Origin of the sequence: Reyranella sp. (genome assembly GCF_052439685.1) — a bacterium.
GTDB lineage: Bacteria > Pseudomonadota > Alphaproteobacteria > Reyranellales > Reyranellaceae > Reyranella.
In genome coordinates, this window is sequence record NZ_JBQVQG010000002.1 from 88,078 (window position 1) to 100,350 (window position 12,273).

At 64.1% G+C, this 12,273-nt stretch carries 11 protein-coding genes and 1 pseudogene; 3 read left to right on the forward strand and 9 right to left on the reverse strand.

What is annotated here, in order from left to right:
• Positions 1 to 355 precede the first annotated feature (355 nt).
• The 3 genes and pseudogenes from ACT6UX_RS03540 to ACT6UX_RS03550 all read right to left on the reverse strand — a co-directional run bounded on the left by ACT6UX_RS03540 (position 356) and on the right by ACT6UX_RS03550 (position 3,218).
• A pseudogene (locus ACT6UX_RS03540) lies at positions 356 to 1,330 on the reverse strand (Bug family tripartite tricarboxylate transporter substrate binding protein).
• Entirely contained in the window at positions 1,330 to 2,103 is a 774-nt protein-coding gene (locus ACT6UX_RS03545) for a LamB/YcsF family protein (RefSeq protein ID WP_444773763.1), read from the reverse strand. The pseudogene ACT6UX_RS03540 and the gene ACT6UX_RS03545 overlap by 1 nt, the downstream one beginning before the upstream one ends.
• Before the next feature lie 41 nt (positions 2,104 to 2,144).
• On the reverse strand, positions 2,145 to 3,218 hold the full coding sequence (locus tag ACT6UX_RS03550; RefSeq protein ID WP_444773764.1) for a pyridoxal-phosphate dependent enzyme: 1,074 nt from the start codon (positions 3,216 to 3,218) through the stop codon (positions 2,145 to 2,147).
• Between the two features lie 87 nt (positions 3,219 to 3,305).
• Between ACT6UX_RS03550 and ACT6UX_RS03555 the strand changes: the two genes are divergently transcribed.
• The gene (locus tag ACT6UX_RS03555) at positions 3,306 to 3,818 is read left to right on the forward strand and encodes an Lrp/AsnC family transcriptional regulator (RefSeq protein WP_444773765.1); all 513 of its coding nucleotides are present in this window, start codon (positions 3,306 to 3,308) and stop codon (positions 3,816 to 3,818) included.
• A 75-nt stretch (positions 3,819 to 3,893) separates the two neighbouring features.
• On the opposite strand, the gene ACT6UX_RS03560 is transcribed toward ACT6UX_RS03555, so the two are convergent.
• The 3 genes from ACT6UX_RS03560 to ACT6UX_RS03570 are packed head-to-tail and all read right to left on the reverse strand — an operon-like array spanning position 3,894 to position 6,948.
• Positions 3,894 to 4,799 (reverse strand): ROK family protein, encoded by a 906-nt coding sequence (locus tag ACT6UX_RS03560; protein WP_444773766.1) that lies wholly within the window; start codon positions 4,797 to 4,799, stop codon positions 3,894 to 3,896.
• 4 nt (positions 4,800 to 4,803) lie between these two features.
• Positions 4,804 to 5,889, reverse strand: a complete 1,086-nt coding sequence (locus ACT6UX_RS03565; RefSeq protein ID WP_444773767.1) for a linear amide C-N hydrolase — start codon at positions 5,887 to 5,889, stop codon at positions 4,804 to 4,806.
• A 33-nt stretch (positions 5,890 to 5,922) separates the two neighbouring features.
• Positions 5,923 to 6,948: a patatin-like phospholipase family protein gene (locus tag ACT6UX_RS03570; protein WP_444773768.1), complete on the reverse strand. Its 1,026-nt coding sequence runs from the start codon at positions 6,946 to 6,948 to the stop codon at positions 5,923 to 5,925.
• Between the two features lie 129 nt (positions 6,949 to 7,077).
• On the opposite strand from ACT6UX_RS03570, the gene ACT6UX_RS03575 reads away from it, so the two are divergent.
• Positions 7,078 to 8,247 carry an MFS transporter gene (locus tag ACT6UX_RS03575; RefSeq protein WP_444773769.1) on the forward strand — a complete coding sequence of 390 codons (1,170 nt, stop codon included), beginning with the start codon at positions 7,078 to 7,080 and terminating at the stop codon, positions 8,245 to 8,247.
• 67 nt (positions 8,248 to 8,314) lie between these two features.
• A complete protein-coding gene (locus ACT6UX_RS03580; RefSeq protein ID WP_444773770.1) occupies positions 8,315 to 9,046 on the forward strand; it encodes a tellurite resistance TerB family protein in 732 nt (243 codons plus the stop codon).
• A 20-nt stretch (positions 9,047 to 9,066) separates the two neighbouring features.
• Here the strand turns inward: ACT6UX_RS03580 and ACT6UX_RS03585 are convergent, their stop codons facing one another.
• The 3 genes from ACT6UX_RS03585 to ACT6UX_RS03595 form a co-directional block, all read right to left on the reverse strand.
• Positions 9,067 to 10,173, reverse strand: a complete 1,107-nt coding sequence (locus ACT6UX_RS03585; RefSeq protein ID WP_444773771.1) for an LLM class flavin-dependent oxidoreductase — start codon at positions 10,171 to 10,173, stop codon at positions 9,067 to 9,069.
• A 348-nt stretch (positions 10,174 to 10,521) separates the two neighbouring features.
• A complete protein-coding gene (locus ACT6UX_RS03590) occupies positions 10,522 to 11,328 on the reverse strand; it encodes a transglutaminase-like domain-containing protein (protein ID WP_444773772.1) in 807 nt (268 codons plus the stop codon).
• A 36-nt stretch (positions 11,329 to 11,364) separates the two neighbouring features.
• On the reverse strand, positions 11,365 to 12,246 hold the full coding sequence (locus tag ACT6UX_RS03595; protein WP_444773773.1) for a transglutaminase family protein: 882 nt from the start codon (positions 12,244 to 12,246) through the stop codon (positions 11,365 to 11,367).
• Between the last annotated feature and the right edge of the window lie 27 nt (positions 12,247 to 12,273).

Sequence of the window (12,273 nt, forward strand, 5' to 3'; positions counted from 1 at the left end):
GCGCTACTCCAGTAGCGCGTTCAAATGATCGGCTGCGCCAGCCACTTCGAGTCCCGTAGTTCCGCGACGATCAATTCGTGACATCTCTCTGTCGCCCGCTGCACACGACGGGAAACCAGAGACGCGGCGGCATTGTCGACGTTAGATGACCTTCTTCAGGAACGGCAGTCCGTTTCCAATGGCATCAGTTTCTGGTCGTCCTTCATACGGCACAAAACGTCATCCGCCCGGTCGCCGTACCTGGCAAGCATTTCGGCGGTATCTCTCGTCAACGTGCGAAGCGTCCCCGGACGGGGCGCTGTCCGGGGCCGTCAGGATGGCCCTCGGATGGTGAGCGGCAGCACTATGCGGGATTCTATCGGGTAAGCCGGTCTCCGATCTCGGATTTGAAGGTGCGGTATCGGTCTACGTCCTGGTGGAGGTAGGTGCTCGTCTCTGCGGGAGAGGCCGGCTTGTAGACCTCGATGCCAGCCTGGAGCATCCGCTCCATGACGTCGGGCTCGGCGATGACCGCATTGATCGCATCGTTGAGTCGCTTGACGATCGGGGCGGGAATTCCCTTCGGCCCGATCATGATCACCCACGAAGTAATCTGCGAATCCTTCGATCCGGTGCCGCCACCCATGAGCGGAACATTGGCAACCGTCGGCGTGGCGCTTGGCGCCATGAGCATCAACGGTCGCACAGCCCCCGACGAGATCATGGGTATTGCGGACGCAAGCACGGCGACGCCGAAGTCGGCTTCCGCCTTCGAGAGGGCTTCCATCATAGGGGCGCCACCGCGATAGGGGACGTGCAGGGCGGACAGATCGCCGGCCTGCTTCAGGTAAACCTCGGCGCCGAACTGCGTGATGGATGCCGGCCCGGACTATGCATAGGTTGCACGCTCGCCGTTGGCCTTCAGAAAGGCATTCAAGTCCTGGATTGTCTTGAACGGCTTCGCAGACGGAACCGCAACGACAAGCGGCGACTGTCCTACCAGCGCAATCGCCGTGAAATCCTTCATCGGATCGTACTTCACATTTTGCGGCTGCATGATCGGATTGATCGAGAAGGCGCTGGGGTCGGCGAGCATGATCCGGTAGCCGTCGGGTGCGGCTGCCGCCGTGGCTGCTGCGGCGATCGAGCCGGCTGCACCGGGCTTATTGTCGACGATCACCGCCACGCCCAAGGACTTGGTCAGGCGCTCGGACAGAATACGGGCGGCGACGTCGCTTGTGCCGCCGGCCGCGAAGCCAACGGTGACAGTTACAGGACGTTCTGGATAGTCGGCGAGGGCCGGGCTCGAGAACGCGACAAGAGCGGCAAAAAAGGAAGCCGAACGGCGCATTAGTTGAACATCTCCGGGAGGGTTACGATCTGGCAGTCGGAAGCTTCGAGGCCTCGACGCACATGGCGGGCCAAGTCGACTGCAGTGGGCTCGTCGCCATGCACGCAGATCGATTCAACCTCGACCTTGATGACGTTGCCCTGGCGGGAGGTGAGACAGCGGTCCTTGACCATGCTGAGGCACTGGTTCAGGGCCTTCTCCGGGTCCTTGAAGACGGTTCCCGGAATGGAGCGAGGGCTTAGGTTGCCATCATCCTCGTAGTGACGATCCGCAAAGCCTTCGCGTGCGAGCCTCAGGTTGAGCTTGCGCGCTGCCCTCTCCATTTGGGAGCCGGCCAGGGCCACATAGATGATCTTGTCGTCGACGGTCTGGATGGCTCGACCGATGGCTAGCGCATAGTCTTCGCGAACGGCCGCCATATTATTGAGTGCGCCATGCGGCTTCAGATGGGTCACGGGAAGACCGGCGTACCGCGCCATGGCCTGCAGGGCACCGATCTGGTAGGCGACCATCAGTTCCAGGTCCTTGGGGTCCATCTCGATCTTGCGCCGGCCAAAGCCCCAGAGATCGTTGAAACCGGGGTGAACGCCGAGGCTGACACCATTCTGCCTGGCCAGCATGGCAAGGCTGTGCATTGTGTTTGCATCGCCCGCATGAAAGCCGCAGGCGACACTGGCCGAGCGGATGACCGTCATGAGATCGGCGTCATTGCCGATGTCATAGGCCCCGAAACCCTCGCCGATGTCGGCGTTTAGATTGATTTTGTAGCTCATGTCTGCCTCTCCACATGCGGCTGCTGGGGATCGCTGCTTGTCTAGATGGCCGGCTCGGCCAGTGCTGTTCCATGCGAAGACTGAGCCAAGTCATCGGCATCGCGTTCGGTGACGACGAGCAGAACTCGGGCCTCGGGCGGCAATGGTCGCATTGCCAGGGCACCCGCAAGCCCGGCGGCGCCCGATGATGTCGTGTTAATGCTGCACATTTTCCGAACGGTCGTTGCCGCTTCGTCGAGAGCTTGTTCCGAGACAAGAACGGAGGTGACGAGGTGCCGGCGAAGCACAACGATGGCTGGCGCACTTGCCTCACCGCAGGACAGCATTTCGGCCGTCGTTTGGAGATCGCCAGACACCCGAACGGGCCGGCCGCCTTTCAGAGCGGCAGCGACAGCGGGAGCTTTGTCGGGTTCAACCACATACAACCCGGCAGGCGCTGCGAGCCAGTCTGCAAGCCCCTCCGCCAGCGCGGCGGCAAGCCCGCCGACGCCGGCTTGGACAAACAGATGCGTTGGGCGCCGGTGTGCCCCGGCGAGCTGAGTGCGAATCTCTTCTGCAATTACCCCATAGCCCGCCATGACATCGCCAACGGTCGCATCGTCGGGATCATCGGTGGTATCGGCCACGAGGATCCCGCCGCCCTGCCGGGCGTCCGATGCCGCGGCGTCCACGGCGTCGTCGTAGGTCCCACGGACCCACTTGATGTGAGCTCCCTGCCTTTCAATGCGGCTAGCGCGAGCCCTTGGGACGGCGGTGTGCAGGTAAACCCTGGAGGGGGCGCCAGCCAGACGGGCTGCCATGGCAACTGCAAGGCCATGGTTGCCGTCACTTGCGCAGATCAGCGTCTGCTGGCTTCGTGGCTTTACCGCCACAAGCTCTTCGATACATTTCCCTGCTGCGAGCGCCAGCGCCCGGAGGCCGGCGTAACCGCCACCTAGCGACTTGAAACTGCCCAGCAAGCGATGGCCCTCGTTCTTCACCAGAACTTGGGACACACCGAGTTCGCGTGCCAATTCCGGCGAGGCCATCAAGGGAGTCGGAGCGTATTGCGGCGAGAGTCGGACAAGCTGGGCCGCGACGTCAGCGGTAGTCGGTATCGAGCCTGCTTCTTTCATGCCCGACATTATCTTCAGGGCTAGCGGCGGTTGGCGCCCAAATGCGGGCAATGTATGACTGTTTCCACTACTTCAATGGTCACAATGATGAAATCCGCCAAACTCGACGACTTTGATCGCGCGTTGCTTGATCGGCTGCAGGTGAGCAATCAGACCTCGGCGCGAATTCTCGCGGAGCAGGTAGGCCTTTCGGAAAGCGCTGTGCTTAGGCGCATCCGCGCCATGCGAAAGAACGGAGTGATAGTCGGCGATGTGTCGGTCGTGCATCCGGCTATTCTGGGAAAACCACTGACAATTCACGTCTTGGTGTCGCTCGAGCACGAGAGGACGTCCGATCTGGATGCATTCGAAAAGAAGCTTCGTTCCAGGCCCGAGATTCGCAGTTCGTGGTACGTCACAGGTGAGGTCGATTTCATATTGCTGCTTCAGGTCAGCAGTATGGAGTCGTACGAGACCTTCGCTCGGGAGGTCTTTCACGACGACTCGAATGTGAAATCCTTCCGGACGATTGTGACCCTCCGGGAGGCGGTGAACCCACGCCGCACATTTTCGGAGGGAAGGCGTCAGGCCGGCGCTCGGCGTCTTCGGCGTCCACGCTGAATGTGGTGCTGCGGAGGCTTCCCTCCGAGTGGTCGCCGCGTCATTCCGAGCGCAGCGAGGAATCCCTCTTCCAGTCTAGACTGGCCACAACCACGCGGCGCCGCGGACGCCGCTCGAGTCGCCGTGTTGGGGCGGGCGTAGCTGCGTGGCGATGCTGTCGCGTTCGGAGAAGATGTAGTCCTTCCATAGTTCCGGCACGCGTTCGTAAAGCTGGCCCATCTTCGAGAGCCCGCCGCCCAGGACGATGACGTGCGGGTCCAACAGGTTGACGACGTTGGCGAGCGAACGGGCGAGACGGTCGCAGTAGCGCTCGAAGCATTCAGCCGCTGCAGCGTCACCGGCCGCTGCGGCTTCGGCGATGTCCGTGGCGCGCAGTTCGCGGCCGGTCGCCCTCGCATATTGTGCCTGGAACGCCGGACCGCTGAGCCATGCCTCGACGCAGCCGTTGCGGCCGCAGTAGCATTGTGGGCCGGGGCGCTCGTCGTCGCGCGGCAGGGGCAGGGCGTTGTGGCCCCACTCACCGCCGATCGCCTGTGCGCCGACCAGCGGCCTGCCGTCGATCACAATGCCGCCGCCGACGCCGGTGCCGAGGATCACGCCAAACACCACCGGGGCGCCGGCGCCGGCGCCGTCGGATGCTTCCGAGACGGCGAAGCAGTTGGCATCGTTCGACAGGCGCACGTCGGCGCGGCCCAGCGCCTTCTTGAGGTCCACATCGAGAGGATGGCCGTTGAGCCGGGTCGAATTGGCATTCTTCACCAGGCCGGTTGCCGGAGAGACGGCCCCGGGGTGTCCGATGCCGACGCGGCAGCGCGCGCTCACTCGGGCTTCCAGCTCACGGACCACGCCGACCACGGCCTCGACCGTGGCTTCATAGCTCTCCCGCGGGGTCGGAACGCGCAACCGCCCCCGCTCCGAGCCGTCATCGCCGAGGACGATGCCTTCGATCTTCGTGCCGCCGAGGTCGATACCGATGCGCATTACATTACCGCGGAGTCGCTGGGAGGAACTTGAAGGGCTCGGCCGGCTTGAACTGGCCCGACGTCTCGCCCGAGAAAACCTCGCCGCCCTGGATGGTGAGCTTCTTCACGGGGGCGCCGGCCTTGAGGTCGATCTTGTCGAAGGACACCCAGAAGGTGTTGGGCCGTGTCGCAGAGTCGAAATAATAGACGAGGTTCTTCTGGTCCGAGACGGTGCGCCAGATCGTCGACGAGATGTTTGGCTGATCCGGTGTGGTGATTCCGAGCGGCACGCTGACGGCCCGCATCACGCTCAGGACGCTCGCGACCGCCTGATACGTGAACGACTGCTCCGGCACGCTCTGGATATAGTTCTTGTCCTTCTCTCTCGGGATCGCGCCGAGCAGGAAGGAGGCGCGGGCGAACCTGTCGGCCGCGCGGTTCGTACCGGGCAGGAAGGTCAGGCCGCCGATACCCTTCCAGTAAGCGTTGAGAGCAAGCTGCTCGCTGTAGATCGGCGAGTTGGTCATCACGACGTATTGCTTGCCGTGATGGATCACGAGCTTGCCGTTCACATACTCGAGGATCGCCGAATCGCCCGAGGCGTCCGACAGCGAAAGGTGCAGCGTCGACGGCGCGCCGTTCGGCAAGGCCGGGGCGAAGACATTGAATGGCTCGCGGCGTAGCGCCTCGACGGCTTCCGCAACTGTCGCGAAATTGTCGAGCGCGTACTGCAGCCAGGTCGAGAGTGAGAGGTCGGGCTTACCTTGAACCGGCTTGGGATACTGCGACTCCGCGAGATAGAGCAGGTTGGCGACCATACCTTTCTCGTTCATGCCGTCGGTGCTGCCGGCTTCGTAGCCCGACACGACGACGCTGCCGTACTTCGACGTCCATTCGGCCGAGTTCGGCCCTGCCGCGCCGTTGCGCGTCATGCCGGACGGAAGGATCCAGAGGTTCGAGGACATGTCCTCTTTCCAGTCCATGTTGCGGCCGGTGAGCACGAGGTTGCCGTCGCCGACATAAAGCGTTCTCGTGCACGCAAGTGCGGGCCCAGCAAGCAGAGCCGCGGCCACGGCGAGTGCGGATATCCCGGAGAGAAGACGCTTCATATTATTATTGTCCTTGTTTCCTCGATTCAGATCTCACAGGAAGCGCGCGCGTATGTCGATGCTGTTCTCGACGCCGACCTTATCGAACGTCGACGCCAGCCAGGCGGTTGCGGAGGTGCGACCGGCCTTGAACAGATGGTCGAGGAATTCCGGCTCGATGTTGAACTTGCTGACGGCCCCCAGCGGCGCCAGGGTCGCCGGATCGCCGATCGAGTGGATGAGCAGCTTCTTCAGGCGGTCGCCGAATTCACCGGTGAGAGCGCCGTTGTCGATGAGCTCCTGCACGAAGGCGATGGCGCGCATCTCCGCCATCAGCGCCCCGCCGAAGGTGATCTCGTTCAATCGATCGGCGATCTCTGCGTTGGAACGCGGAATGTCTTCGCGGTGCGGTGGGTCGACCTCGACGATCACCACGTCGGCGCTATCGCTGTTGTAGATGAACGGCCAGATCGGCGGGTTGCCGCGGAAGCCGCCATCCCAGTAGGGCTCCCCGTCGATCACAACGGCTTCGTGGATGCTGGGCAGGCAGGCCGAGGCCAGAAGCGCGTCGATCGACAGCTCCTCGCGCGTGAAGATGCGCACCTTGCCGGTCGCCACGTTGGTCGCGGCGATGAAGGCCTTGATCTGGTGACAGGCACGGACGCCTTCCTGATCGAAGTGCCGGCTCAGGAGCTCTCGCAACGGGTCGAACTTCAACGGATTGCGCTGCCACGGCGTGAGGGTGCGCTGGATCAGATCGGCCCAAAGCGCGCCGGGTGATTCATCGAGGTTCCAGTTACCCTGCAGCCGGTCGAGCGGGGTGCGCCGGATCGGACTCGCGATCGACATTTGCCCGAGTTCGCCCCAGAAGGCGGCGAGGGCTGCGCGTGCGCCGGCCGGACCGCCCTTGGCCCAGCCCTGCAGGAGAATGGCGGCGTTCATCGCGCCGGCGCTGGTGCCGCTCACCGCTTCGATCTCGAGGCGTCCATCTTCGATCAGTGCGTCGAGCACGCCCCAGGTGTAGGCGCCGTGGCTACCGCCGCCTTGCAGAGCGAGGTTGATGCGTTTGGTGTCGGTCATGCGCCTATCCTCGCGGCCCGTGCGGCGTTAGGGTCATCGTTCTGTAAAGAAGCGGACAGAGCTGGCGGCATTATGGCGAAGGATGAAATAGGCGGAGCGTGGCGAAAGCGCCCGTCGACGATCCTGTGGATGCTCTCGCTGGGTCAACTCGTGACGTGGGGCATCGTCTACTACACCTTTCCGCTGTTCGTCGTGCCGATGACCGAGGAGCTGGGCTGGACGCGCAGCGCGATGTTCGGTGCCCTGTCGGCAGGACTGCTCACCGCCGGTCTCTGTTCCATCGCCGTCGGCGCCTGGATCGACCGCGGCCATGGGCGGCTCCTGATGACGGCCGGGTCCTTGCTCGCGGCGTTGCTCCTGTTTCTCTGGTCGCGGGTCGAGTCATTGCCGGTTTTCTACGCCTTGTGGATCGGACTCGGCGCCTGCCAGGCGGTGACGCTCTACGAGCCCGCCTTCGCGGTGATCACCCGTGTCTATGGACCACGCTACAAGCAGGCGATCCTGCTGATGACCTTCCTCGGCGGTCTGGCCAGCACATTCGGCATTCCCTTCACGCAGTTTCTGGTGGAGCGGATCGGATGGCGGCCCGCCCTCGACGTGCTGGCGATCATCGTTCTCGGCGTCGCGTTGATGCACTGGCTGATCGTGCCGGGCCCGGAGGTCGAGCCGGTGCCCATCGCAGCCGCCAAGCCGCCGGCCGATGGCGTGGCGACGAGGAGTCCGCTGGCCATGGCCATCCGCGTGCCGGCTTTCTGGGGACTCGTCGTGGCTTTCGCGGGCTACGGGCTCGCCTTCTCGGCCATGAGCTTTCATCTCATCCCGTTGCTCGACGATCGCGGCGTGCCGACCGGGGTGGTCATGGCGATCATTGCGCTGATCGGACCCATGCAAGTGGTCGGACGGGTGCTGCTGATGGTTGGGCAGCGTCACATCACGACCATCCAGCTGGGCGCCCTGATCTATTTCGCCTTCCCGCTCGCGATGGGTTTCCTTGCGACCGGCATCACCGATGTCTATCCGCTGATCCTGTTCGCCGTGGTCTACGGCGTTGCCAACGGTCTCGTGACGATCCTGCGGGGCATGGCCGTCCCGGAGTTCATCGGTCCCGAGGGCTACGGCGTCGTCTCCGGGGCGCTCACCATGCCCACCAATGTCATGCGTGCCGCGGGGCCCGTGCTCGCGTCGCTCGCCTGGGGCGCGTTCGGTGGCTACACGCCCGTTCTCTGGGGATTGGCTGGAATCATGCTGGTCGCCGCCATCGGATTTGCGGCGGCGGCATTTCTTTCGGAACGAGCCTGAAAACGCCCGGTTTTGCCATAATTGCACATCATCTGACCTCGCAAGTTAACTACTAGGGCGAGGCGTCATGTTCGATGCGAAGCGTTTGCTGGAACAGTTTATGGGCGGGCAGGGCGGCGGCCAGGGTGTCGGCCCGGCCGGTAGCCAGGGCGGCGGTGGCGGCTTTCTGAGCGGGGCCGGCGGCGGAGTGCTCGCCGGTGGCCTGGCGGCCCTGCTGATGGGGAGCAAGACCGGCCGCAAGATCGGCGGTGAGGCTCTCAAACTGGGGGGCATGGCCGCGGTCGGGGCGCTTGCCTACAAGGCGTATAATGACTGGCAGGCCGGCAAGCAGGCGGCACCCGTCGGCCAGGCACCCCAGGCTCCGGTACCGATGTTGCCGGCGCCGAGCGGAACGCCGTTCAATCCCACGACCGAATCTGGTCAGCAGACGCTGGCGCGTCATCTGTTGCGCGCCATGATCGCCGCCGCCAAGGCGGACGGTCATGTCGATGCGCAGGAACAGGCGCGAATCTTCGCCGAGATGGACAAGCTGCCGCTCGGTGCCGACGACAAGGTGTTCGTGATGGACGAGCTTCGCGCCAAGCTCGATGTCGATGCGGTCGCGGGCGCGGCGGCGACGCCGGAGGAGGCGGCCGAGATCTACACCGCGTCCCTGCTGGCCATCGACGTCGACAATGCCGCCGAGCGCGGCTACCTCTCGATGCTGGCGGCTCGCCTCAAGCTGGACGACGCGCTCGTGGCGCATCTTCACAACAGTGTTGCCTCGGCGACCGGCAAGAGCGTGCCGGTCGCGGCCTGACGGGACGGCGGGCGGCAGAGCTACTCTGCCGCCAGTCTTTCCATCTTGGGCTTGAGGTGCTGGACCTTGGGCATCACTTCCTTCGACAGCAGCTCGAGGGAATGGCGCCAGGCCTGCGGATTCTCCACATAGTCGAAGCCGAAGACGAGAAGCTGGCCGAAGCCGCCGACCTCGTCGTAGATCTTCTCGATCTTTTCGACGACCGTTTTCGGCGAGCCGATGATCCAGTTGTGCTCGGCACAGTATTCCGGCGTCACATCGGAGTCGGCCGCGTTGGCATCGTGCTTCAGGTACTCGAAGAAGCCGAACTGTGAAAGCAGGGGCAGGAAGTACTCCCGCATCATGCGGCCCATGTGCGAGCCGACCGACAGGCGCATCGCCTCTTCGTCTGTGTCGGCCACGAAGACCTCGCGCACCAGGCGCCACTGGTTGCGGTCGGGTGTGCGACCCGACCTGGCGGCGCCGGTCTCAACCGACTCCCAATGGCTCTTCACGTAGGCCGGATTGAGATTGAGGCTCATCGGGATGTAGCCCTTCTCGCCCGCGAGCTTCAGCGTGTCGGATCCCTTGGACAGACCGGCGACGCCGATCGGCGGATGCGGGGTCTGCAATGGCTTGATGTGCGGCTTGAGGAAGCCGAACATCGTGTCGGGCTTGGTCACGTGCCAGTACTTGCCCTTGTAGTCGAAAGGCTCGGCCGAGGACCAGAGCTTCAGGATGATGTCGAGGGCCTCGCGCGTCATCTCGCGGTTCGTCCCCGACATGCCGTCGACGTTGAACATCGCCCAGTCGCTGGGCAGGCCGGACGCGGCAATGCCGAAGTTGAGCCGTCCGCCCGAAATGTGGTCGAGCATGGCGACCCGGTTCGCGAGCTCGGCCGGATGGTGATAGGGCAGCAGGAACCCGCCCGGCCCGAGGCGGATGTTCTTGGTCTGCATGAGCGCCTGCGCCACCAGCAGGTCGGGCGAGGGATGGGGCTCCCACGGTGCGGTGTGGTGCTCGCCGATCCAAGCCTCGGTGAAGCCCAACTCGTCGAGCCAGCGGATCACTTGGAGATCCCATTCGTGCCCGTCCTTCAAGGAGCGCTCGGGCGGATGCGAGGGCATGGTGAAATAGCCGAATTGCATCGTTTCCTCCTGTTTTCGTTAGGGCCAACTCCACTACCATTGCGGGCGAGGCGCAAGGGGGCACGCATGCATGGCTGAAGACGTCTTGATCGTGATCGACCAGCAGAAGGCCATGGATCACCCCAAGTGGGGACCACGCAACAATCCGGGTGCCGAGGCCAGTATCGCCCGGCTGTTGGCCGACTGGCGCCGCCGTGGAGCCGCCGTGGAGCCGATCGTGCATGTGAAGAACGATGGCACCAGCGCGGATTCACCGTTCCGGCCGGGCCAGGAAGGCAACGACCTTCTGCCTGATATGCCTAGATCACGACGGTCGGCGGGATTTTCGCCGGCATGCGGTGATGCGGCTCAGCCGAGTTCGTCGGTTATGACCTTGAAGCTCACCAGCGTGTTGGGGCCGAACGTGTGGGTGATCGGCACGTCGGCGGCGTCGCGGCCGCGGCCGATCAGGATGCGGCCGATGCGCGGCGCGTTGTTGCGCGCGTCGAACGGGTACCACTGACCGCCGAGATAGGCTTCGAAGGAGCCGGCGAAATCCATCGGCGCGTCGACCGCCGGCACCCCGATGTCGCCCAGATAGGCGGTGCAGTAACGTGCGGGAATGTTCATGCACCTGCAGAACGCAATGGCCAGGTGAGCGTAGTCGCGGCACACGCCATTGCCTTCGTTGAAAGCTTCCCAGGCCGTCTTGGTCGGCCGGGCATGCTCGTAGCCGAAGGCGATGTGATTGTGCACGTAGTCGCAGATCGCCTGGACCCGCGCCCAGCCCTGCGGCCCGTTGCTGAACAGGGTCCACGCAATCTCGGACAGGCGATCGGTGTCGCAGTAGCGGCTGCCGAGAAGATAGACCAGCGTATCGGCGGGCAGGTCCTCGATCGCATGCTGCGGTGCCGAGGGGACGACTTTTTCGGGTATGCCCGAATCGCGGACGACACCGTTGCCGAAGAGCCTGACGCGTCCGGCCGGCGCAACCAGGCGGCTGCACATATTGCCGAATCCGTCGCGATAGCGGGTGATCGGGACGGCCGGATCGGTTTTCAGCCTGTCGGGTTCGATGAGGTCGCCGGACCGTGTCGGGTGGACGCCCAGTATCGCGATCATCGGCGTGGGCTGAGGGAAGTTGTAGACGATCTCGTACCCAATGCGGATCTTCATCCGGACGCCCCTAGAATCGCAATCGGCGAAGATCGATCAGGCCGTCCCGGCCGGCTGGGGCGTGACGCTGACGTGGACCTCCATGCCAAGAGTGTCGGCCCAGGAGCCGACGAAGGTGCCGTGCAGCGGTAACGCCTGCTCGGGATCGCGCACGACCGCCACCGTAACGAGACTGGCCTTGCCGACGTTGCCGCTGGTCGGATCGAAATCGACCCATCCGGTGCCGGGCAGGTAGATTTGCGCCCAAGCATGCGTCGCGCCGTGCGCTTCCGTCGGCGCCACGTTCGGCATGGTGGCGAGATAGCCGGAGGCGAAGCGGGCCGCGAGGCCCAGCGAGCGCGCGGCATCGATCATCAGCAGCGCGAAGTCGCGGCAGCTGCCGTGGCCGAGTTCGAGCGTTTCGAGCGGCGCCTGCACGCCCTTGGCCTCCCGGCGGCGGTAGAGAAAGCCTTCATGGATGCCGTTGCAGAGACGCTTCAGGAGTTCGAGGGCAGGGATCCGGCCGTCCACGGGCAGGAACCGGCGAGCCCACTGGGCGACCGCGTCGTCGGACCCGCTATCGCGTCGATGGATGCAGTGGGCGAGGTCGGCCATCTCGTCGGCGTAGTCGACGGGAAAGATGGCGGCGGCATCGTCGAGATCGGGATGAGCGACACCGGCGGGTGAATGTTCGAGGCTGACGACGCTCGCGAAGGTCAGCTCGGTGGCGACACCGGCGAACTCGGCGATGGCGACGTGGTTGCCGAAATCGTCCTTCTCGTAGCGCAGGCTGGAGGGAGCAGGGTTGATATCGAGGCTAACCTCGATCACGCGCTGATCGTGCGAGTCGCGAGGCCGCAGCATCATGCGGTGTTCGCCGAAGGCAACCGGCTGCCGGTATCGGTAGGTCGTGACGTGCCGGATCGTCAGTGACGTCATGAAGCCTCCCTTGACCTCATCAAGAAG